The organism is Butyrivibrio sp. NATIVEDY162, assembly GCF_045999815.1.
GTDB lineage: Bacteria > Bacillota > Clostridia > Lachnospirales > Lachnospiraceae > Butyrivibrio.
On record NZ_CP172573.1, the window covers coordinates 908676 to 931960 of the forward strand.

General features: G+C 40.7%; 17 protein-coding genes. 2 read left to right on the forward strand and 15 right to left on the reverse strand.

The annotated features are described in order from the left end of the window. Positions 1 to 27 precede the first annotated feature (27 nt). From ACHCNF_RS03705 to ACHCNF_RS03715, 3 genes are all read right to left on the reverse strand, one after another. Positions 28 to 1062 (reverse strand): carbohydrate kinase family protein, encoded by a 1035-nt coding sequence (locus ACHCNF_RS03705; RefSeq protein ID WP_408071453.1) that lies wholly within the window; start codon positions 1060 to 1062, stop codon positions 28 to 30. 54 nt (positions 1063 to 1116) lie between these two features. Beyond that, entirely contained in the window at positions 1117 to 2100 is a 984-nt protein-coding gene (locus ACHCNF_RS03710; RefSeq protein ID WP_408071454.1) for an MBL fold metallo-hydrolase, read from the reverse strand. Between the two features lie 67 nt (positions 2101 to 2167). Next, positions 2168 to 2875, reverse strand: a complete 708-nt coding sequence (locus ACHCNF_RS03715) for an epoxyqueuosine reductase QueH (protein WP_408071455.1) — start codon at positions 2873 to 2875, stop codon at positions 2168 to 2170. A 497-nt stretch (positions 2876 to 3372) separates the two neighbouring features. Here ACHCNF_RS03715 and ACHCNF_RS03720 point away from each other — a divergent pair, with 497 nt between their 5' ends. Then, positions 3373 to 3840, forward strand: a complete 468-nt coding sequence (locus ACHCNF_RS03720) for a GNAT family N-acetyltransferase (RefSeq protein ID WP_408071456.1) — start codon at positions 3373 to 3375, stop codon at positions 3838 to 3840. A gap of 75 nt (positions 3841 to 3915) precedes the next feature. Here the strand turns inward: ACHCNF_RS03720 and ACHCNF_RS03725 are convergent, their stop codons facing one another. The 5 genes from ACHCNF_RS03725 to ACHCNF_RS03745 form a co-directional block, all read right to left on the reverse strand. Next, a complete protein-coding gene (locus ACHCNF_RS03725; protein WP_408071457.1) occupies positions 3916 to 4737 on the reverse strand; it encodes a hypothetical protein in 822 nt (273 codons plus the stop codon). A gap of 54 nt (positions 4738 to 4791) precedes the next feature. Beyond that, positions 4792 to 6867, reverse strand: coding sequence for a beta-glucosidase family protein (locus tag ACHCNF_RS03730; protein ID WP_408071458.1), 2076 nt, complete (start codon positions 6865 to 6867; stop codon positions 4792 to 4794). Positions 6868 to 7325: 458 nt separating this feature from the next. Next, a complete protein-coding gene (locus tag ACHCNF_RS03735; RefSeq protein ID WP_408071459.1) occupies positions 7326 to 8240 on the reverse strand; it encodes a carbohydrate ABC transporter permease in 915 nt (304 codons plus the stop codon). A 1-nt stretch (position 8241) separates the two neighbouring features. Next, positions 8242 to 9153 (reverse strand): carbohydrate ABC transporter permease, encoded by a 912-nt coding sequence (locus ACHCNF_RS03740; RefSeq protein ID WP_408071460.1) that lies wholly within the window; start codon positions 9151 to 9153, stop codon positions 8242 to 8244. Between the two features lie 147 nt (positions 9154 to 9300). Next, positions 9301 to 10821, reverse strand: coding sequence for an extracellular solute-binding protein (locus ACHCNF_RS03745; RefSeq protein WP_408071462.1), 1521 nt, complete (start codon positions 10819 to 10821; stop codon positions 9301 to 9303). 414 nt (positions 10822 to 11235) lie between these two features. Between ACHCNF_RS03745 and ACHCNF_RS03750 the strand changes: the two genes are divergently transcribed. After that, a complete protein-coding gene (locus tag ACHCNF_RS03750; protein ID WP_408071463.1) occupies positions 11236 to 12201 on the forward strand; it encodes an AraC family transcriptional regulator in 966 nt (321 codons plus the stop codon). Between the two features lie 152 nt (positions 12202 to 12353). Here the strand turns inward: ACHCNF_RS03750 and ACHCNF_RS03755 are convergent, their stop codons facing one another. From ACHCNF_RS03755 to ACHCNF_RS03785, 7 genes are all read right to left on the reverse strand, one after another. Next, entirely contained in the window at positions 12354 to 12896 is a 543-nt protein-coding gene (locus ACHCNF_RS03755) for an NUDIX hydrolase (RefSeq protein ID WP_408071464.1), read from the reverse strand. 84 nt (positions 12897 to 12980) lie between these two features. Beyond that, on the reverse strand, positions 12981 to 14714 hold the full coding sequence (locus ACHCNF_RS03760) for a CapA family protein (RefSeq protein ID WP_408071465.1): 1734 nt from the start codon (positions 14712 to 14714) through the stop codon (positions 12981 to 12983). Then, the gene (locus ACHCNF_RS03765) at positions 14707 to 15432 is read right to left on the reverse strand and encodes an RNA polymerase sigma factor (protein WP_408071466.1); all 726 of its coding nucleotides are present in this window, start codon (positions 15430 to 15432) and stop codon (positions 14707 to 14709) included. Before ACHCNF_RS03765 ends, ACHCNF_RS03760 begins: the two co-directional genes overlap by 8 nt. A gap of 49 nt (positions 15433 to 15481) precedes the next feature. Beyond that, complete coding sequence (locus tag ACHCNF_RS03770) at positions 15482 to 17254, reverse strand: vWA domain-containing protein (protein WP_408071467.1); 1773 nt, start codon at positions 17252 to 17254, stop codon at positions 15482 to 15484. Positions 17255 to 17482: 228 nt separating this feature from the next. Then, positions 17483 to 18526 (reverse strand): GTP-binding protein, encoded by a 1044-nt coding sequence (locus ACHCNF_RS03775; protein WP_408071468.1) that lies wholly within the window; start codon positions 18524 to 18526, stop codon positions 17483 to 17485. 157 nt (positions 18527 to 18683) lie between these two features. Next, a complete protein-coding gene (gene carB, locus ACHCNF_RS03780; protein ID WP_408071469.1) occupies positions 18684 to 22037 on the reverse strand; it encodes a carbamoyl-phosphate synthase large subunit in 3354 nt (1117 codons plus the stop codon). Then, positions 22030 to 23250: a carbamoyl phosphate synthase small subunit gene (locus ACHCNF_RS03785; protein ID WP_408071470.1), complete on the reverse strand. Its 1221-nt coding sequence runs from the start codon at positions 23248 to 23250 to the stop codon at positions 22030 to 22032. The genes carB and ACHCNF_RS03785 overlap by 8 nt, the downstream gene beginning before the upstream one ends. Between the last annotated feature and the right edge of the window lie 35 nt (positions 23251 to 23285).

Sequence of the window (23285 nt, forward strand, 5' to 3'; positions counted from 1 at the left end):
TTTATTTCAAAATCAGGATTTCGGACCTTACTGATGAATTCTAACACAAATGTCAAAATTTTCAAATCTTCTCATAGGTTCATCGATGGAATCCAGTGACTCTGAGCCTCCTACCTTCTCAACAACGCAGGAAGCAACTGCACATGCAAATCTTCCGCAATCTTTTATCGAAAAACCTCTTGATAGTCCATATAAAAAACCTGCAGCAAAGCTATCTCCTGCTCCTGTAGTGTCCACAGCTCTACACCCTTGATAAGCAGGTATTTCAATAGTTTCTTCACCGTTTCTTATAATGCAACCGTTTTTTCCACACTTAATCACTGCACATCCGGCTCCCGCATTAACGATACGCCTTGCATTTTCATAAGCATCACTGCAATCCGTCAGCATCGCTGCCTCGTCCTCGTTCGTAAGAAAAAAATCTATATAGGGAAGACATCCCAAAAGATTCTCAAGTTTCTCGCCTTTTTTGGGCTTAGTCATATCCGTAAGCAGTATTTTTTTGTGCTTAGTGATAGCATCGAACAACCTCTCCAAAGTAGGTATATCAAGCATCGGTGACACAAATATGCTGGCAAAGCTAACAATATCAGCCATCTTATTTACATAGGGCAGAATATCTTCTTCAGAAAGCTTCCGCAGACAGCTTGAAGGATTGGTAAGAAAGTACCGCTCTCCATTTTCATCTATTAGAACGATGTTAACAGATGATGGATATTCAGCCGTGCATACCGCATGCTCTATTTTCACATTGTTCTCTTTTAAAAAATCTGCCGTTCTTACTCCTACGTCATCTTTTCCAAGTTTGGTAATCAGCTCTGTTTTAGCACCAAGCCTCGAAAGAATTACTGCTTCATTCAAAGCATCTCCACCAAATGAAGTCTTTATAAAATCCATAGGCATCGAGCCTATCTCAAAAACAGATGGATCAACCGGCCCCGCAAGAATATCTTCAACAGCCGCGCCTATAACCGTTATGTCTATTCTGCCATTTTTATGTCCATTATTTTGATATCCATCGTTTTTTAATCCATCATTTTTATTTCCACTGTTTTTATTCATGCTAAGTGTCCTTATAGTTATGTTCAGATACGCAGCTTAAAAGTAGCTGAATAGCTATTTCAGCGCAATCTCATCGCCGCTATGAACATACTCTATCTGCTCGCCCATGATTTCTCTCATCATTTCGTAAGGCTCTTCTCCTGTGCAATGCATCGTATAAACCTTCGTCCTGATTTTTTTTAGCTCCGTTGCAGTCTTTTTGATGTAATCAACATCTTCTTCGGAATATCCATGCTTTCTTAGTGTATGAAAGCCGGTAAAAATCACATCCGGCACGTCCTCATATATTTGTTTGTACCTCTCCAGAATGTTGAGAACACCGTGGTGCGCGCATCCCGAAAAAACATATCTTTTGCCATTCTGACTTATTACAAGGCACTGTTCATGCGTAAAATCATCATTTACCAGCTTGCCATTTTTCATAACGTACAGCGTTTTATTTGTTAAAGGAGACGGCTTTGTATATCCTATATCCGAAAAAAGCTCAAGCTCTTCATCTATTTTAAAGCTTCCTGTAATCAGCGAAGGAATCTCTTTTTTCTTAGATTTGGTGTCTACAAAGCCTTCCGTGATTGGCTGAGGAAGCTTTTCTCCCTGAGATTTAGTACCTTCAAAACCTCCCATGATCAGCTGTGGAAGCTTTTCTCCCTGAGATTTAGTACCTTCACAGCCTCCCATGATCAGCTGTGGAAGCTTTTTTATCTCTGGATCAACTCCTATATATCTTGGTTCACCACCTCTTGTAGTTGAATAACATTCAGCAAAAGCTTGTTGATGAACATATATCTTGGCTTTGTCATTAATTCTTGAAAACGGAATGATTCCGCCTGCATGGTCATAATGACCGTGGCTCAGCACAACAGTATCCACCTGCTTTAAGTCCACACCCAACTTACCTGCATTTTCTATAAAAAGATCAGATGCACCTGTATCCATGAGAAGCCTGTGTTTTTCGGTTTCAATATAAAAACTTAGCCCATGCTCAGCGGCGCATCCTGATGTGCCTTCTGTATTTTCAACAAGATTGACGATTCTCATATTCAGATCCTTCTTTGTCTTTTTATTTTTCTAATGTTACCACCCTTAGTAACTTCACCTGTTGCTTTTAGTTCGTTTTTACTTTTTCTGCCTTTTCTCTCTCCCTTTGCAACCTTGAAAACTCGCATCCACAAAAGTCCTGCCTGTAGAGGTCAAATTTATGGGACAGTTCTATGGAGCGCTTATATCCGTTTTTCTTTTTAAAATCCGAAGGTAAAAAGCTGCCCCCATATTTTTTTGCCATCTCCTGTCCAATATGATTAAGCCTGTCGGCATTCTTAAGAGGTGAAATCGTGAGCGTAGTGGTGAAATATTCAAAATTCTTCTCTTTAGTAAGCTTAGCTGTTTCCTCCAGTCTTAGTTCAAAACATTTTGTACATCTGTCCCCACCTTCAGGGCATTGTTCAAGTCCCTTGACCGCTGAAAGGAAATCACCTACATTATGGTCACCCTCAATAATTTCTATTTTTCTTGCAGAGGCATCTGAATTCATGCCTTCAAAATTGCCATCTTCCACCTGCCTGTTATATTCTGCGATAAGCCTTTTTTCCTCTTCAACGCGCTTAACATATTCGGGTTCATTCATAATATTGGGGTTATAAAAAAAGACTGTAATATCAAAATACTGCCTAAGATACTCAAGACAATAGGATGAACACGGTGCACAGCAGGCATGAAGCAAAAGCCGTGGATACCTATTTTCTTTCTGAAACTCTTCTATTTTCTTTTCAAGTTCTTTTGCATAATTAACTTTATTCATAATAATCCATTTCATTAGCTGCTCTTTTTTGGCTGCAACCTCTTGTTATTTGTTTTTTTTGTTTTTGGTTTTTGTTATTCGCTTTTGTTTTTTGTTTTTGGTTTTGTTTTTGGTATTTGCTTTTGTTTTTGGTTTTGTTTTTGCTTTTGTTTTTTGGTTTTTGTTTTTATTTTTGTTAATTGCTTTTGCTATTTGTTTTGGTTATTTGTTTTTAGTTTTTGCTATTATATTTTTATTATCTGTTTTTATTTTTTGTTTTTATTATTTGTCTTTGTTATTTGTTTTTGATATATATTTTGGTTATTTATTTTTCTTAATAGATAATTCGTTTTTGGTTCTATCAACATTTTACCTGATATAACAAATTTTTCCACAGTAGAAAAAACAATGCCGATACATTATAATTTCAAATTATATATCGTTAAAGAGATAGCGATAAAAAGATAGCAATAAAAAGATAGCAATAAAGAGATGATATAGTTCTATAGCTATTTAGTGGGAGGTTTCGAAATATGATGATAAGACGTGCTAATGAAAAAGACATTCCTCAGATGCTTGAGCTTTTGAGACAAGTGAATTTGGTCCACCATATAGGTCGTCCGGACTTATTCAAGAAAGCAACCAAATACAATAAAGATGAACTACTGGAGATTTTAAAAGATTCTTCGCGTCCAATTTTCGCTGCAGTAGACGATTCAGATATCATGAAAGGTTATGCATTTTGTGTGCATCAGCAGCACGTAGGAAGCAATCTTCTTACTGATATCAAAACACTTTATATCGACGATATCTGTGTTGATGAAAATGTGCGCGGTCAGCATGTTGGCAAAACCATATATGACTATGTAATTAGTTGGGCTAAGGAAAATGGCTATTATAACGTCACCTTGAATGTTTGGAATTGTAACGAAGGTGCTATGCGATTCTATGAGTCCCTTGGCATGACTCCTTACAAAGTCGGTATGGAGCAAATTCTCTAATTCCCAGGGTACTTATTTTTCTTGTATACACTTCACTTTCAACAGAAAAAACTAAATCCCCGTGTACACCTATAGCTAAAGGGATCTGCTACTATTCTGAAAGCTGGTAATGGTAGCAGAACAAATTAGCAGGATGATTCTGCTACCATTCAAAAAACCGATAATAGTAGCAGAACAAATCAACAGGAAGATTCTGCTACCATCCTGAAAACCGCTAACAGTAGCAGAACAAATCAGCAGGATGATTCTGCTACCATTCAGAAAACCTATAATAGTAGCAGAACAAATCAGCTGAAAGATTCTGCTACCATTCAAAAAACCGATAATAGTAGCAGAACAAATCAGCAGGATGATTCTGCTACCATCCTGAAAACCGCTAATAGTAGCAGAACAAATCAGCTGAAAGATTCTGCTACCATTCAAAAAACCGATAATAGTAGCAGAACAAATCAGCAGGATGATTCTGCTACCATCCTGAAAACCGCTAATAGTAGCAGAACAAATCAGCCGGATGATTCTGCTACCATCCTGAAAACCTGTAATAGTAGCAGAACAAATTAGCAGGATGATTCTGCTACCATCCTGAAAACCGGTAATAGTAGCAGAACAAATCAGCCGGATGATTCTGCTACCATCCTGAAAACCTGTAATAGTAGCAGAACAAATTAGCAGGATGATTCTGCTACCATCCTGAAAACCGGTAATGGTAGCAGAACAAATGAGTAGGATGATTCTGCTACCATCCTGAAAACCGCTAATAGTAGCAGAACAAATCAGCCGGATGATTCTGCTACTATTCTGAAAGCTGGCAATGGTAGCAGAACAAATTAGCAGGATGATTCTGCTACCATCCAGAAAACCGTTAACAGTAGCAGAACAAATTAGCTGAAAAAACAAGCCAGGCGAACAAATTCCCTGTCCGCCTCGCTCTTACTTTTAATAAAATAAAATTTAAATTGTCACCTTAGTCTCTACAAGATCCTCAAGTGCCTCGCTGGGGCCAAGATATACGGAATACTCCATATTCTCAAGCTGCCACTGTCTGTAAACAGGGTTGTACCACTTAAGTTTCTCAAGAGGAGTCTTAACTGTAACCACCTTAGATTCTCCAGCCTTTAAGAATACCTTCTCAAAGCCTCTGAGCTGTCTTACAGGACGATCAACAGCAGAATTCTCAAAGCCCACATAGAGCTGAACTACTTCGGCACCATCCCTTGATCCGGTATTTGTGACCTTGACAGTAGTTACAAGTTCATCGCCCTCAACCTTCGCAGTTGGAGCTTCAAAGGAAAACGTAGTGTAGCTAAGCCCGAATCCATAAGGAAAGAGCGGCTTTACGCCATTCTTGTCAAGTCTCGTGTATCCATGATAGTACTCGTAATACTGATCCGTAGCTTCCCAGTCTACATGCGGAAGATCATCTTCTGATACAGGAACTACAAAAGGAAGCTTGCCGGAAGGATTGACGTCACCAAAAATAATTTCAGCAAGTGCGCTTCCGCCCTCCATTCCGGGATAATATGCCATAAGAACAGAGTTCACTTTATCAATCCAATCAGTCATCATGATCATGTTGCCGCCGATCAAAACAACAACTGACTTCTCGTTAACAGCGCCTGTCTCCTGCAAAAGCTTTACATCATCATCGTGGAGGCCGAGTCCTTTCTTTCTGTCTCCACCGATAGCTCCTGTATAGTTGTCTGTTGTATCAGATGAAATAAACTCCCCCTCGTCATCATGGTTGTATCCAACAACATAGATTACAGCATCAGCTTCCGCAGCTAGTTTCTTCACTTCAGCTAAATCACTGCCATCAGAGTAGAGAACCTCTGCTGAGGGAACAGCTTCCTTAATGCCCTGAAGCGGTGTCTTAACATAAGGAGGTCTTACCCAGCTTGATCCCTGGTCTCCTATAACCTGTGCATCAGCAAGTTTTCCGATAACTGCAATCTTTTTGATATTCTTATCAAGAGGGAGAACATTCTTATTTTTAACAAGAGTTATGGCTTCCTCAGCTGCCCTCTTTGCAAGTTCAATGTGTTCCTTACTTCCCACAACTGACATATCGTATTCTTTGTGGTCGTTGTCAAAAGCGATAATTGTCCGAACTATTCTTGTAGCCGCATCATCTATTCTGCTCTCAGGAACAAATCCGTCCTTAACTGCCTGAACCAGCCTGTTTCCAAAATACTGAGTCCAGAGCATCTCCATGTCCTGACCGCCGTTAGCTGCTTCAACAGTGTCAAGCACGCCCCAGCAAAAGTCCGACATTACAAAGCCATCAAAATCCCACTCTTTTTTCAGTACCTGGCTAAGCAGATATTTATGGTGTCCACACTGAACGCCGTTGTAGCGGTTATAAGAGCTCATGATACTTGCGCATCCCGCATCCACGCAGTCTTTAAAATGGGGAAGGTAAACCTCCTGCTCTGTCCTCTGATCGCAGGTTACACTGACCTTAAATCTGGCATTTTCCATGTCATTAAAAGCGAAGTGCTTTACACAAGCCATTACATCCTCGCTCTGCACGCCCTTTACAAGTGCTGCTCCCATTCTGCCAATCTGATATGTCTCTTCACCGTATGTCTCCTGGCTACGTCCCCATCCCGGATTGTAAGGAAGATTTATGCACACACCGGCAAAAAGATTACCTCCAAATGCTCTTACCTCCTGTCCTATGGCATGACCAATTTCTTCCTCAAGTTCAGGATTAAAGGTTGCACCTCTTGCCATTGAAACAGGAAAACATGTAGCCTGATTGTTTCCGCAGACAACGCCCCTTGGTCCGTCAACAAACTTCATGGGAGGGACATTATATTCCGGTAGTCCACCTGCTTCATAGGGCTTCACATTGTAGTGAGCACCTTCTTCCGTTCCCAGAACAAGCTCCATGATCTCGCTTTCTTTCATGGAGGTAGCATCGATGTTACCTGCCATGAGACTGACCTTCTCTTCAAGTGAGAGCTTCCCCACGATTTCTTTGGCCTTTTCATCAAAATTCATTCTGTAGTCCTTGCCCTTTTTCATACCTTTTTTCACCACCCTTTCTTCTGCATATTTCTTTCTTTTTATAGACCTTTTCTTCTTTATAGTCTTTTCTTCTTTATAGTCTTTTCTTCTTTATAGTCTTTTCTTCTTTATAGTCTTTTCTTCTTTATAGCCTTTTCTTCTTTATAGCCTTTTCTTCTTTATAGCCTTTTCTTCTTTATAGCCTTTTCTTCTTTATAGCCTTTTCTTCTTTATAGCCTTTTCTTCTTTATAGTCTTTTCTTCTTTAACAACCCTTTCTTTTTTAATAACTTCACAGTACTATCCCATATAATCTGCCAAAAATACCGGATGGGATATTCACCCACCCGGCAATAATAATTTAAGCTACTTTTCCGGTTTTCACTAATAATCCCAACATGTAACTTAATAATATGATGATAGCTCCAAAGGTTCTTTTGGCCTTTACATCAAATAATTCCATTTAAACAAGAATAATCAGCCCTTGACAGCACCTGCCATCATACCCTTAACCAGCTTGTCCTGGAAAATGATGAACAGCGTTATCATCGGAAGAACTGACAATGTCAGAACCGACATGATAATCGGTATATCAAGTGAGTGCTCACCCTTAAACTGACCAAGTGCCAGAGGCAAAGTTTTATTCTGAGGACTGATAAGGAGTGTGTTAGCAAAAGCGAACTCATTCCACATTGCTACGCCATTGTAAATTGAAAGTGTTGATAATCCCGACTTTGAAAGAGGAAGTATCATCTTGAAGAAATTCTGATAGCGGTTGCAGCCATCAATTTCTGCTGATTCCTCAATTTCCTTCGGAATGGTTTTCATAAATGCAGTAAGAATGAAAACTGACATAGGAAGCGCAAATGCTACGTAAGGTCCGATCAGAGACTTAAGTGAATCGTAGAATCCAACTGCTGTTGTCAGTTTAAAGATGGGAATAAGTGTTACGTGCATAGGAACTGACATCATAGCCACGATCATAGCATAAATAAATGTGTTGAGCTTAAATCTCATTCTTGCAAGCGGGTAAGCTGCAAATGCGGAAATCACAAGCATGAGTACCAGTGATATTGCAACTACAATAACGCTTCGGAAGAAATATCCAAAAAATCCATGAGTAACTACTTCCACGTAGTTATTGAAATACCACGGATCCGGAAGATGGAAAACACCCTGCTGCAGCATATCAAACTGCTTACGGAATGAATTCATTATCATAAACAAAAACGGAGTCAGTGTTAAACCCAGTTGTATAAGTGCAAAAATAATTGCTATTGTCCACGCTATCCTTGATTTAATCTTGGACATGCGGTAATCGGCATCATTTGTTTTTTCCATACTGTTTATATCAGCTGCCATTGTGCCCCCACTTATATTATTGTTCTTCATCTTAATAATCCTCCTTAACCTTAAATACTTTGTTAAAGAGCAATGCTATTGCAGTTATCAAAACAAACATACCCGCTGCAACACAGGAGCCATAGCCCATGTTAAATTGCTGGAAGGACAACTTGTACATATAGGTTGCCATGAGCTCTGTGGATCCTGAAGGTCCACCCTGAGTCATATTCCAGATCATGTCAAAGTATTTCAGCGATCCTATAAGTGACATTGTGCATGCTGTTTTGAAAATAGGTCCAAGGAGAGGTATGGCAATCAGACGAATGTACTGACCTCTTGTCGCACCGTCTATTACAGCTGCTTCATAAATTGTAGTATCGATATTGCCATAGCCGGCAATAAAGTAAACCATATAAAAAGGAGTAAACTGCCATGCCATAACACCAATAACAGTATAGAGTGCATTTGGAGCAGTTCCCAAAAGATCTATAGTAGTTCTCTTACCATTTATTATGGTTGCAAGCGAAGAAATTATTCCGCCGTTAGTTGCAAGTGCATACACAAACAAAAATGCGATTGCAACTGAACTCATAAGATAAGGTAAGAACCATATAATTTTGAAAAAGTTGAATTTCTTTCCGCCAGCATCTAAAAATGTAGCAAGAAGCATACCGATGGGAATCTGGATCAAAATTGAAAACACCATGACGATCAGATTATGTTTGAAGGATTTCCAGAACATTTCATCCTTTATAAGGTTTTTCCAGTTATCAAGTCCTACAAACACTCTGTCAGCAGATATACCATTCCATTTGTATCCGCTTATTACAAAGGTGTCAATAACGGGATACACTATAAAAACAGCTATCAATAAGAGCGCCGGAAGCAGGAACACTGTTGCTGCTTTGGCCGTGCTCTTTGCTTTCGCCTGAGCAAGCCCCATATTATTACTTTTTTCCACTTTAGCTCCTTCCCTGTCGCCCTTAGGCCAGACAAAATAAAAACAAAAATCTTAGACAATTATGCAAAACTGCCCGCAGGATACATCTCCTGCGGGCAGCGGTTTTTTAGTTCCTGCCGCAGCTAAACTTGATTATTCAATTAAGTATTAGTTCTCGGCAATTGCTTTCTTCATAGCTTCATCCTGTTCCTGTCCGATTTCTTCAGGAGTCTTCTCAAGACCAAAGAGCTCTGTCATGCAGTTCTTGTGAACTTCTGTTACAGATGCAGGAAGGTACTGGTCATACCAAAGCTGAACGTTTGATGCGTTGAAGAATACGTCTGCAACATACTTATCGTTAGGATCATCAACTGTTTCAGCGCCGTAGCCCTTGATTGAAGGGATAGAACCTACAGATACCTGATCATTGTTGTAAGTTTCATCATTGTAGTACTGAGTTGCAAGTACATAGCATGCATCAAGTTTTTCCTGATCTACAGAGCCGTCTTCCTTGAAGCAGTTGAATGAGAATCCGTTACCGATAGCTGTTCCGATTTCAACGTCCTGAGGAACGCCTGCAGCCTTAGCTTCTGCATCTTCAGGGAAACGGAATACGCCGATGTTCTCTGTGTACCAGTCTGCGTTATCAGCTTTCATACCGGATGACTGCCATGAGCCATGAAGCATCATTGCTGCAGAGCCGTCGTACATAAGTGCTCTATCCTGGTTGTCATCAGCTGTAAGAGAGTTAACGCCGTCCGGGAAGTATCCCTTCTTAACCCAATCCTGAATCTTCTCAGCTGCAAATATGAATGCGGGACTTGTAAATGATCCGCCATTTTCCTGTGTATAAGCTGCATCGAATTCAGCATTTCCTGAGTGACGAGCTACAAGGTACATGTAGTACATGGAACCTGTCCACTTTGAAGCATTAGCAAGTGCGAAAGGAATGTATCCTGCATCCTTAAGCTTTGCGCAAGCTGCTTCGAGATCATCGATTGTCTGAGGTACTTCAATACCCTGCTCAGCAAATATTGTCTTGTTATAGTAGATGTCACATCCTGAAAGTCCGCCGAAAGGAATTGCAAGAAGCTTTCCATCATATGTTGACTGTGCAACAGCTGCATCGATGAATTCCGGATGATCGTATTTTGCATACATTTCTGTGATATCGTTAGCAAAACCGGACTTGTAATACTCAGCCATAGGGCCGCCACCCCAGTGCATGTACATGTCAGGAGCCTGGCCTGAGCTCATTGCTACAACGAGCTGCTGCTTATAAGTATCGTTCTGCTGATGAACCTGCTCAACAGTGATGTTAGGATAATCAGCCATAAATCTCTGAACAGCACCTTCCTGTGTGGTCTTTCCGGGATCCTCTGTAGCAATATCCCAAAGAGTAATTGTTAAGGGCTCTGTTGTAAGAGTCGGAAGATTCTTACCATCTGTCTGCTTGCCTGTGCCTGCAGCTGCATCTGTGGTCTCTGTAGCCTCAGCTGTGTCAGTAGACTCTGCTGTATCAGCAGCCTCTGTTGTGTCTGCAGCTTCAGTAGTATCGGTAGCCTCAGCCTTTTGTGTGTCCCCACCGTCTGTAGCCGGAGCCGGTGTTGATGTGGATGAGCCACATCCTACAATTGATGTAACAGTCAGAGCTGTTGCAAGAAATGTAGCAAATACCTTTTTCTTCATACAAAACCTCCTTCACGTTAGCTTACCGATATCCCCACCTCCTAATTCTGAAAATACCGGATTGCTTAAACAGTTATCTGTTTCTTTACACAATATGCTAAATTAGTCCGATAATTATTGCGTCCTAAATATTGCTGTATAATTAACAATTATTGCTTTTTTAAATGTGCATTTTGCCCTATTGATTAATACTTACCAAATATCAGATGTGCATTTTGACATATTTTACATCTTTATTTATAAATTCTTATGGTATAATGTCCATAATTTCTAAAAAAAGTATAAATTACAAAACAAGCAATAAAAGTTAAATGGCAATTTCAGGACATCGCAATATTGCTAAAGACTTTATCGATAGTTTTTTACGATAAAACTCAACACGTTATTTTTTTAGCGCTTTAAGGATAGGTTTTTATGAAAAGACAGATAGCGAGTTCAAAAGAGAGCGTCAAGCACAAAAAAAACACAAGTCTTAGAATGTACATCAACAAGGAGTATACTCACTACCCTCCTCACTGGCATACAGATATCGAAATAATATGTCCCAAAGAAGGAACTTATAAAGTAATATGCGCCAATCAGACCCACAATCTGGCAGAAGGTGATATCCTTGTAATATGTCCCGCTGTCATACATGAGATATTTTCAACATCTCCGGGAGAGCGTGTCTATGTTCAGGCTGATTTTTCAAGACTCACTCTGCTAAAAGAACTTGAAAAGGCATTCAGGCTTATGTCACCTGCACTTCATATTCAGAAAAGCACTTGTCCTCCTGATATTTATCAGAAGCTATGTCATTGGATCGATGAAATCAAGGAAATATATTTTGGATCGGCGCCGCCAGTTGAAATGTGCGAAGGTACAGAAGGTCATAGTCTCATGTCCTTTACAGAGCTTGAACCCTTCGGAGAATTGGAGATTTATTCTGTTCTCATGCAGTTCATAGCTCTTGCTTCCAAAAACCTGAATTTGTTTCAGAGGTACGACAGCATTCACGATGTTTCAGAATTCAGGAACAGTCTGTCATTAAGCAGTGTATGTGCCTATCTATCCGAGCATTTTACCGAGGACATAACCCTGGAAAACATTGCGGATTACGCAGGCTTTAGTAAATATCATTTTGCACGCATTTTTCATGATTACGCAGGCACTACTTTTTACCAGTTTCTGCAGCAAAAAAGAATAAACTACGCTCAGATGCTCTTGTCTAATCCCGACGTGTCTATAACAGATATTGCATACCAGTCGGGTTTTGCCAGTAGTCCTGCTTTCACCAGGGCCTTCAGAAAGAGTACCGGATATACGCCTTCCGAATTCCGCATGCTTAACGAGTTGAAGCATCCGCTTCCGGAGAACAAGCAATTTGCTGATTTATTATAGAATATTCAGAAAAACAGAAAACGTATAATTCCTTGCTGACAAGAATAATAAATGAATAATGCTCGCGAAATATGAAACAAAAAGACCACCATTCCCGGCAATTCACCCGGGTTGGTGGTTTTTTAGGTTTTTTCCCTCAGAAATTCAATATTCTATATATAGTTATCCGGATCAATTATATCTCCGTCCAGAACAGCTTCTTTTAATTCATCACCTTCATATACAAGTTTTAATGAGAAAAACGGCTGCTTTGGATCACTTATCAGCTTTAGGAAAATAAGATCACCTTTCCAAAGATTTAAGCCTGATACACTCTCCTTTGGAACCCATTCAAGTGTTCCCTCATCGCAAGGAATTAATGTTCCTTCAAAATCGTCAGATGTAAAAAGGCACATATAATCAGTTACATCCTTGCTAAAGGGATTCTTTTCTTCATCAGAATAAAGCCCGTCTCTTTCGCCACACGTCGCCTTTGAATAAAAGGTAACTATGCCTCTGAACTTACAGGATTTTAGCGTAAGCCCTGTCTCCTCAGTAACTTCACGCTTTACGCAGTCGTCTGGACTCTCACCGTTTTCGCAGTGCCCGCCCGGAGAAATCCACTTCCCCTCGTTAATGTCATTCTTTTTCGCATCGCGATAAAGCATCAGATATTTACCATCTTTTTCAATATAGCAAAGGGTTGTTATTTCCATACCGACTCCATCTTTCCTTAGTAAAAACCATATATACCGGCATAAGTATAGCAATTATTCAGCACGTATCCTAAATGATTATTGTTACTTCCAAAGATCTCCCCAGACATCATCGCAGATAGCTTCACAATAATTCTTTGAGAACTCTGGATCCTGCTTTATTATCTCATTCTTATCAGACAGAGCATCCGTGTAATCACTCAGAGGATAAACCGTTACCTTTTCAGGTCCTTCCTCAACATGGGATACTACAGCTTTTATGCCGTAATCATCTATTACAACCTCACCGTTTGCATCGCGCTTAAGTGTTATATCTGCAAGGCCGCCAACCATGCGATCAGCTATGCTGCTGCCTGAATCGGATGTCCAGTTTACAAAATTACCGATTGAATAGTAGACAAGCATATCTCCATTGCCATGGTTGTTGGTGATACGACGATCACTGTCCTCAAGCATTTCTATAGGTTCTATTACATGAGGATGTGTTCCGATAACGAGATCGGCACCGTTTTCCCTGAAAATTTCTGTCCATTTTCTCTGCATGTCATCTATTACGTGGCTGTACTCAGTTCCCCAATGAGGACAAACAACCGTAAAGTCTGCATTTTTCTCAGCATACTTAAGATCAGCAACTACCTTATCCTTTTCAAGAAGATTTACTGCATATGGCATGTCAGAAGGAAGATTTATACCATTTGTTCCGTAAGTATAGTTGAGAACAGCTATCTTCATTCCATTCTTCTCTACAATCCTTACCTTGTCATATTCTTCCTCATTTTCATTGATGCCGGCAACTGTAATATTCGGATAAGTGTTTTTCCAGAAGTTACATGCGTTAAGAATTCCCTTCTTACCCTTATCAAGTGCGTGATTTGTAGCGTGACATATTACATCAAATCCTGCATTTACAAGCGCATCACCGAGTTCATAGGGAGCATTAAATGAAGGATATCCGGTTACCCCAAGCTCCTTGCCGCCTATGATAACTTCCTGATTAACAATTGCGATATCAGCTGATGATATCACGTCCCTCGTATTATCAAACAGGAAATCGAAATTGTACTTACCATCGCTATCTACTGCAGCCTCTGCTATAGGAGTATGGATCAAAACATCTCCCGCCATAGTAATAGTAAGTTCATCCAAAGAGTCTGCTGCCGCCTCAGTTTCTTCATATGCACCTTCGGAAATCTCTAGCTTTGCATCATCTTTGTTTGCAGAAGGATCTGCACTGTCAACGGATCTTGGCTCCTCAATGATAGGGGCTAAAGCTCCCCCTTTTTGATTGTTTTCTTCAGAGCTGTCAGCAGCTATGCCATCCTTAATAGGTTCGCTATATTGTGCTGATTCTTCAGCTGCACTCTCATATGAATTGTCAGCCGTGCTTTCATATGCATCACCTTCAGTGCTGTCATATGCTCCAAAATCATCTGCTGCCTCTGTAGGCTCTAAGCTATCAGCCACTTCCATAGCCATATCTGAGCTTGCCGACTCATAACTTTTGTTACCGTCCAGGCCAACAAGCTTTATAACTCCGACAGTCCCCAGTGTAATAAGAGCAAATACGGCTACCTTTGAACCATACCTTGCTACAAATCTTACTATCTTACCTGATGAGCCATTCTTTTTCTTTTTGTCATGATCATCAATATTTACTGTCTGGAAGCTATATGGTTCATTCTCTGAGCTGTCTTTATCACTTCTAACATTGATATCATTGTTATCGTTTGCAACTTCCTTCTCAATATTTTCAAGGAGTCTTTTTCGCATCTCGTCTGTTATGACCAGATTGTCCATAACTTCATTATATTTACTCAAAGTCATATCCCTCCTTCAAAATATTTTTAAGCTGCTGCCTTCCACGGTTTAAGTCAGAACGCACAGTGGATTCATTTCTTTTTAATATCCCGGCTATATCTTTTGTTGAATAGCCTTCCTGATAAAACAGATGTATTACCTCCCTGTACTTTTCCGGAAGCTGTTTAACCGCCTCCCAAACAAATGCAAGGTCTTCCTTATTCTCCGCAACAAGCTCCTCTGATAACTCGTCAGCTTTTCGTACATTCAGATAATCGATCTTGTTCTTACTAAGATTAGACGCAACTGTTATAAGCCATGCCTTTTCATGGTTATCATTTTCAAATACAGGTGCCTTCCTTATGTACTGGATCAGAGTATCCTGAACAATATCTTCAGCATCACTCATGTTGTGAAGATATGAATATGCCGTTCTCAAAATAGCGTTGCCATATTTATCAAGTAAGGCTCCCGCTCTCTCCGCAGGATTCCCAAATGCAGTTACAGACTCGCCTGTAGCTGCTTCCCTTATCGAATTAGCTGAAGCCTTTACTGCTATAGCCAAAATCTTTGCTGCCTTTGCAAGCACGGATCCCGGCCTGATGGAAGCCAGTACTATTGCAAGCAGATCACTGCCCGCTTTAGTACAGGAGTTCCATATATTTAAAAATGTATTGTTTAAACTATTATAGTTTGTTCCCTCTAAAACTTCTTCCTTATGCAGTACCAATGTGTACATATTCCCATTTCCCCATTTCTAACATTTACCTGCATAAGTATAACATCTATCAGCTTCTTTTTGCTACCATTCTTACAAGCTGATTAAACTCATCTTTGTACTCATCCTTATTCTCTACCTGCTTATAGCCGTCGATTATGTCCTGAAGTGTAGCTGTTCCCTTGTGCTCACTATCTGACAGGATCATTGCAAATTCAGCAACAAGGCCTGCGAATCTGATGTTTTCACTTCCCTTCTCATCAAAATTCTTATCGCCCACAACTATTGAGAAAAGCTGTGACTTATCTGCTTCGGGCTCTTTATAGCGAACGCTTACTGTTGCATATTCATCACTGTATTTGCCGTCTGTTTTTACTTCTTCCTTTTCCTTATCCTGGTACTTAAGGCTGATAGCACTCTGGCTTCCCTGAGGAACTATCTCATAAAGTGCTACTACGCTGTGACCTGCACCGATTTCACCGCCATCCTTGGTATCATCATTAAAATCAGCATCATTCATGACTCTGTTCTCATATCCGATAAGTCTGTAAGAATTTACTCTTGCAGGGTTGAACTCAACCTGGAGCTTCACATCCTTGGCAACTGTTACAAGAGTTGATCCCATCTCATCAACGAGTACCTTTTTGCCTTCGAAAAGAGAATCAATATATGAATAGTTACCATTTCCGCAGTCTGCCAGTCTCTGAAGGTTATCATCTTTAAGATTGCCCTCACCAAAACCAAGGACTGATAAAAAGATTCCTTTGTCCTTCTTTTCAGTAATAAGCTTCTCAAGGTCATCAGGATTGGACACACCTACATTAAGGTCGCCGTCTGTGCACATGATGATTCTGTTGATGCCGTTTTTAATAAAGTTATCCTCTGCTATCTGATAAGCCTTCTGTATTCCGGCCTCTCCGTTAGTGCTGCCATATGCAGACATACTGTCAATTGCATTCTTGATCTTGGTCTTGTCCTTCATATTCACACCTGAAAGAAGAACAGCCTCCTGTCCGGAATATGTCACAATAGATATTGTGTCCTTACCGGGAAGTGTATCCACCAGCTCAGTGAGAGATTTCTGTAAAAGAGGAAGCTTATTGGGCTCATCCATTGAGCCGGATACATCTACCAAAAATACCAGATTACTGTCGGGAGCTTCTGACATATCTATGTCTCTTGTCTTCATACCAACAAACATAAGCTCATGATCCTCGTTCCATGGGCAGGGAGCTATCTCGGTTGTGATTCCGAATTTATCCTTACCTGTCGGATTATTGAGATCATATGAAAAATAGTTTATGAATTCCTCAGGTCTTACAGCTTCAGGGTTGATATCTGATAATAGATATCCATCCTCAATCATTCTTCTGACATTTGAATATGAAGCGGTATCAACATCAGCAGCAAAAGTGGAAAGTGGCTTTGAAGCTACAAGGTCATATCCGTTCTCTTCAGGCTTTTCATATGACTCTGTGTTGTAATCCTTCTCATAAGGAACGTACATCTCTGCAGATGTTTCATCTTCTTCATAGCACTCAGCTGCCATGGCCGGATCTGCGCTGCCTATTGACTTCTCCTCAGTTTCAATAGCAGCTCCCACATTTTCTTCGTAGTAGTTCTCGCCTTCAATTGCTGATTCAGCATAAGTCTCATCCGAAGCTGATTCAGCATAGCCCTCATCAGTAGCCGATTCGCTATAGCTGTTGTCGACATTGACAGATTCTGAATAGTTCTCTGTACTTGCCGCCGAATCGGTACTGCTCCTTCCACATCCGCTTACAGAACCTGCTGCAATAATGATGCTCATAACAACTGATGCAACTCTCATTTTTCTTCTCATAACTTTTTCCCTCCGTAGTATGAAGAATTATCTTTGCCACTTATTCTTATCCTAGAATGACTTTTTATTTGTCATCTTCCTCCCTGAAAAAGTGACTTTTTTGCTGTTCTACTCTATATACAGATGGGCATAAAAAAATGTTGCACTGATCCAAAAAATTTTTTTATTTTTTTTGAATCAGTGCAACCTAATATTCTTTAATAATTGTAACCTTCGAAAAATGGATATTTATAGTGAAACTACGCTGCAGTAATCTTTCCAGATTTCGTTAATATATTCCTTGTTTAGATTCTCTCCTATAATTATAAGGACATTCCTGCTGGCAGTTACAGGATTTATGTTGATCTCTTTTTCTGTCGCATTTAGCTCAAGCTGCTTATTATACTCTTTGTTATTTATTGTCTCATCATTTCCGGGCTTTCCTTTGTCATCACATATTCTTACAAAGCCCTTTATTCTGATAATGTGTCCTGCTGCCTCATCCTTAAAAAGTGCCTTTACCTTTTGAATAAGAATATCCTCAGGAATCTCTACATCAAAGTAAAAAAGCGGCGTAAACTGTTTATCCTCAAGTGGCAGTTTCACATAAGACGCATGTCTGTAGCCGCAGGTGCTTATAGCTTTAAAGTCATCCTCATTAAGTTCATTAAAAGGCTTTGCTATAAAATCCTTCGCCTTATTAAACCATGGTTTTTCTGTATTATCAGCACTTACTTCGACCTTTCCAAGTCCAAACTCAGCCATGATGGCATTTACCCGGTCAGCAATTTTCTTGGTTCCACCATCACCATTTACAGCTTCAAGCTTACTTATAAGTATCTTCCCTGCGCTGGCTATTTCAGACATAAACAGATACCTGGACATGCCTTCAAGATTGCCTACAGCTCCTGCATCAACTATTGAGATCACATTGCCTATCTCATACCACCTGTCAAGTGGCTCATCATAGAGCACATCAAAAAACTCATCTACATCATAGATTCCGGAGGGTTCAATGATAACTCTGTTATATCCGCTCATGCCCATTGATATGAGTTTTGTCCGAAATCTCCTTCTGTGAGCTTCAGCACCGTCTCCACCAACTATCATCTCCAGATTACAATTATCACCATAGAGATCTTTAAGCAGCACCATATCTATATTTACAGCGCCGTAGTCGTTTTCGATAATGCAGATTTTTTCACCTTTTGACAGAAGATATTTGGCATATTCCCTTATAAATGTGGTCTTTCCGGATCCAAGAAATCCTGTAATCAAATCAATCTTAACCATAATCTGTTTATCCCTGCTTTTTGCTTTTTATTATATACTTTCTACGTTCCGTATGAACATTCTCATTTTTATTATCTCTGATTAACATTCTTCTTTTTACTATCTCTATCAAAAAGAGCTACACCATTGTTTTCCAAAAGTGTAGCTCTTAGTAATTTTATATCTTTGCAATATCAACAAGCTCGAGGGTATCCTCTTTATATGCATCCTCAAGGCTTGTAACAAGTGCTCTTGCTGTATCAAGTGCTGTTATTACATTAACACCTGTCTCAATCGCAGTGCGGCGGATAAGGAATCCGTCACGTGTCTTGTCACGTCCCTGTGTGGGTGTGTCGATAACAAGGTCAATCCTGTGTCCAAGAATAAGGTCAATGACCGTAGGTGATTCCTGACTGATTCTGTTAACCTTGCGGGCTTTAACACCGTTTTCGTTCAAAGTATCTGCTGTTGAGCGTGTGGCATAAATTATGTAGCCAAGCTTCTCAAAGCGTCTTGCTATATCGATAATTTCACCCTTATCAGAATCCTTTACAGTGATGATCATCTGCTTATGCTTGGGAAGTCTGATTCCGGCACCTAGAAATGCCTTATACAGAGCTTCACTATAGGACTTGCTGATACCAAGGCATTCACCAGTACTCTTCATCTCAGGTCCAAGGCTTATCTCAGCGCCTCTTATCTTCTCAAATGAGAATACCGGCATCTTGATTGCAATATGCTCTGCCTCAGGCTGAAGTCCCGGAGTATAGCCAAGGTCAACAAGTTTTTTGCCCATCATAACCTGAGCTGCAAGATCTACTATCGGAATTCCGGTTACCTTACTGATATATGGAACAGTTCTTGATGATCTGGGATTTGCCTCAATAATGTAAACCTCATCACCAACTGCTATAAACTGTACATTTATAAGACCCACAACATGGAGGGCCTTTGCCAGCCTTGCGGTATAATCAGCAATTGTCTGCTTAACCTTGTCTGAAAGAGACTGAGCAGGATATACAGAAATCGAGTCACCGGAGTGAATACCTGATCTCTCGATATGCTCCATGATTCCTGGGATTACGATGTTCTCACCGTCACATACAGCATCTACCTCAGTCTCAATACCCTGCAGGTATTTATCAACAAGAATAGGATGATCCTGAGCAATTCTGTTTATGATGTTGATAAACTCTTCAATTTCCTGATCTGAGAGTGCGATCTGCATTCCCTGTCCGCCAAGTACATAAGAAGGTCTTACCAAAACAGGATAGCCAAGTCTGTTTGCCACTTCCTTTGCTTCCTCAGCTGTGTAAACAGTAGCACCCTCAGCACGCTTGATCCCTGTTTCCTCAAGGATTCTGTCAAAGATTTCTCTGTCCTCTGCCGCATCTACATCTTCAGCCTTAGTTCCGTAAATCTTAACACCCATTTTCATAAGGTCCTGAGTTAACTTAATAGCTGTCTGGCCGCCAAACTGAACAACTGCTCCGTCAGGCTTCTCAAGACGAACTATATTCTCAACGTCCTCAGGTGTAAGTGGCTCAAAGTAGAGCTTATCGGCTATATCAAAGTCAGTTGAAACAGTCTCAGGGTTATTGTTGATAATAATTGTTTCGTATCCGGCCTTCTCAAATGCCCATGTAGCGTGAACTGAGCAATAGTCGAACTCAATACCCTGACCGATTCTGATAGGACCTGAGCCAAGAACAAGTATCTTCTTTTTCTGTCCTGACTGTCCGGCATTATTTCCATCTGCAGCTTTTCCATTTTCAGGTTCACAGCTACATTCATTCACATCACTGCTTCCTGCTGCCTCATTCTCCTCGTCAGCATCACCATATACAGAGTAATAGTAAGGTGTCTCTGCCGCAAACTCAGCAGCACAGGTATCAACAAGCTTATATGCAGCCTTTATGCCATAGAAGTCTCTAAGTGCTTTAATAGTGTCTACTGAAAATCTTGTAAGTCTGCTGATTACCTTGTCAGGATACTCAAGCTTCTTGGCCTTAAGAAGTGTATCAAAGGTGATTATTTTCTTAGCTTCTTCAAGCTCCGGAACATTTTCCTCTGAAACCTTGTGACGAGCTATTGTGCTCTTTTCACCAAGTCTTAAGAGCTTAAGTTCCATCTTTACAAGGGTATGGATCTTGTCAATGAACCAGTGATCTATCATAGTGATCTCATGAATCTCATCATGGCTCATACCGCGGCGAAGTGCCTCAGCAATAACCCAGATTCTCTGATCATCTACGATTGTCAGACGATCCTTAAGCTCATCATCATCAAGCTCTGAAAAGTCGTAGCTTGTAAGGCAGTCCACATGCTGCTCAAGTGAACGGATAGCCTTCATCATGGCACCTTCAAAGTTGGTGCAGATACTCATAACCTCTCCGGTAGCCTTCATCTGAGTAGTAAGTGTACGTTTTGCCGTAATAAATTTATCAAAAGGAAGTCTCGGGAACTTTACTACGCAATAATCGAGCGCAGGCTCAAAGCTGGCGTAGGTCTTTCCTGTTATTGCATTTTTGATCTCATCAAGTGTATAACCAAGAGCAATCTTAGCAGCAACTTTGGCAATAGGATAACCTGTAGCCTTGGAAGCAAGTGCTGATGAACGGCTGACTCTGGGATTAACCTCAATCACACAGTACTCAAAGCTTGTGGGATGAAGTGCAAACTGTACGTTACATCCGCCTGTGATCTGCAACTCGTCTATGATATTAAGAGCAGCACTTCTGAGCATCTGATACTCTTTGTCTGTCAGTGTCTGTGAAGGAGCAACAACTATACTGTCTCCTGTATGAACGCCGACAGGATCGATGTTTTCCATGTTGCAGACTGTGATGCAGTTACCGGCACTGTCGCGGATTACCTCGTACTCGATTTCCTTCCAACCGGCGATGCAACGCTCGACCAAAACCTCGTTTGCTCTGGAAAGTCTAAGACCGTTCTCAAGAATCTCCTCACACTCCAGTCTGTTGTGGGCTATACCGCCACCGGATCCTCCAAGTGTAAATGCAGGTCTAAGTACAACGGGATATCCAATCTTATCTGCAAAAGCAACACCGTCCTCGACATTATGTACAACAAGCGATGCAGCACAGGGTTCTCCGATTTTCTCCATTGTATCCTTGAATTCCTGTCTGTCTTCAGCTTTCTTGATTGTCTCAGCTGTGGTTCCAAGGAGCTTTACTCCATGAGAAGCCAAAAATCCGGACTCTGCAAGCTCCATACCAAGGTTAAGACCTGCCTGACCTCCAAGAGTAGGAAGTACGCTGTCAGGCTTTTCCTTCTCAATTATCTGCTCAAGAACCTTTACTGTAAGTGGTTCAATATAAACCTCATCAGCTATATCTTTATCAGTCATTATGGTCGCAGGATTGGAGTTAACAAGGATTACTTCAATCCCCTCTTCCTTAAGTGAGCGGCAGGCCTGAGTTCCCGCATAGTCGAACTCTGCTGCCTGACCGATTACTATCGGACCTGAACCTATGACCAGTACTTTTTTCACATCTTTATTTTTAGGCATTTTTATTCCTTCCTGAACTAATCATCATGTTAATGAATCTGTCAAACAAATATCCGCTATCCTGCGGGCCACAACAGGCCTCAGGATGGAACTGAACCGTAAATATGTTTTTGCCCACATATTTAAGTCCCTCGTTTGTTCCGTCATTAACATTCACAAAAGCAGGAACCGCAATATTAGGATCAAGCTTATCAGTATCAACCACGTATCCGTGATTCTGTGAAGATATGTAAACTCTTCCTGTCTCTAAGTCCTTAACAGGATGGTTACCACCTCTGTGACCGTATTTCATTTTATAGGTATCAGCGCCTGTAGCAAGTGCCATAAGCTGATGTCCAAGGCAGATGGCAAAAATCGGAACATCTGAAGCATAGAGCTTTTTAATCTCTTCTATGACCCCTGTGCATTCCTTCGGATCGCCCGGGCCGTTACTTAACATAATGCCATCGGGATTGCCCTCAAGTATCTTTTCTGCCGTGGTATCAAAAGGATATACTGTAACATCACATCCTCTTGCCGCAAGGGACGCTGCTATATTGTCCTTCGCTCCGACATCAAGAAGTGCAACCTTAAGGCCCTTACCATTTAACTCTCTTACGGTACTTGGTCTCTTTTCGCGTTTAGACAGGTCTCCCTTAAGAGAAGCCTCGTAGTCATCTTTGTTGAAAACAGCGCTTCCGGAAATCGGACCGTTATCAGAAAGTTCCTTACTGCCTTCAATATTTTTTATCTCCTTACAAGAAACCTTCTCAACAACTTTTCCTGTATTATATGCTTTAAGTCTGGGAATGATGGAATCAATATTGTAGTTTTCATCTGTAGTTATCATTCCGTTCATGGTCCCTTTTTCACGAAGGATACGAACCAGTTTACGGGTATCGATTCCCTCCACACCGGGAATATCATATTCCTCAAGGAATTCCTGCACTGTCATATCGCATCGGAAGTTGGATGCCACATCAGACAATTCTCGTACTATAACACCATCAAGCCATATGCGCTCTGACTCCATGTCATCCCTGCAGACACCATAGTTACCAATCAAAGGATAAGTCATGCACACAGCCTGGCCCGCATAGGACGGATCTGTAAACACCTCTGTGTACCCTGCCATGGAAGTATTGAAAACTATCTCGCTTATAACTTCCTTTTTGGCTCCAATGGCTTTTCCCTTAAAAACGGTGCCATCTTCCAAAATCAAAAATGCTTTCATTCGCTCCTCCTGAATATTTTAATACATGATAAACC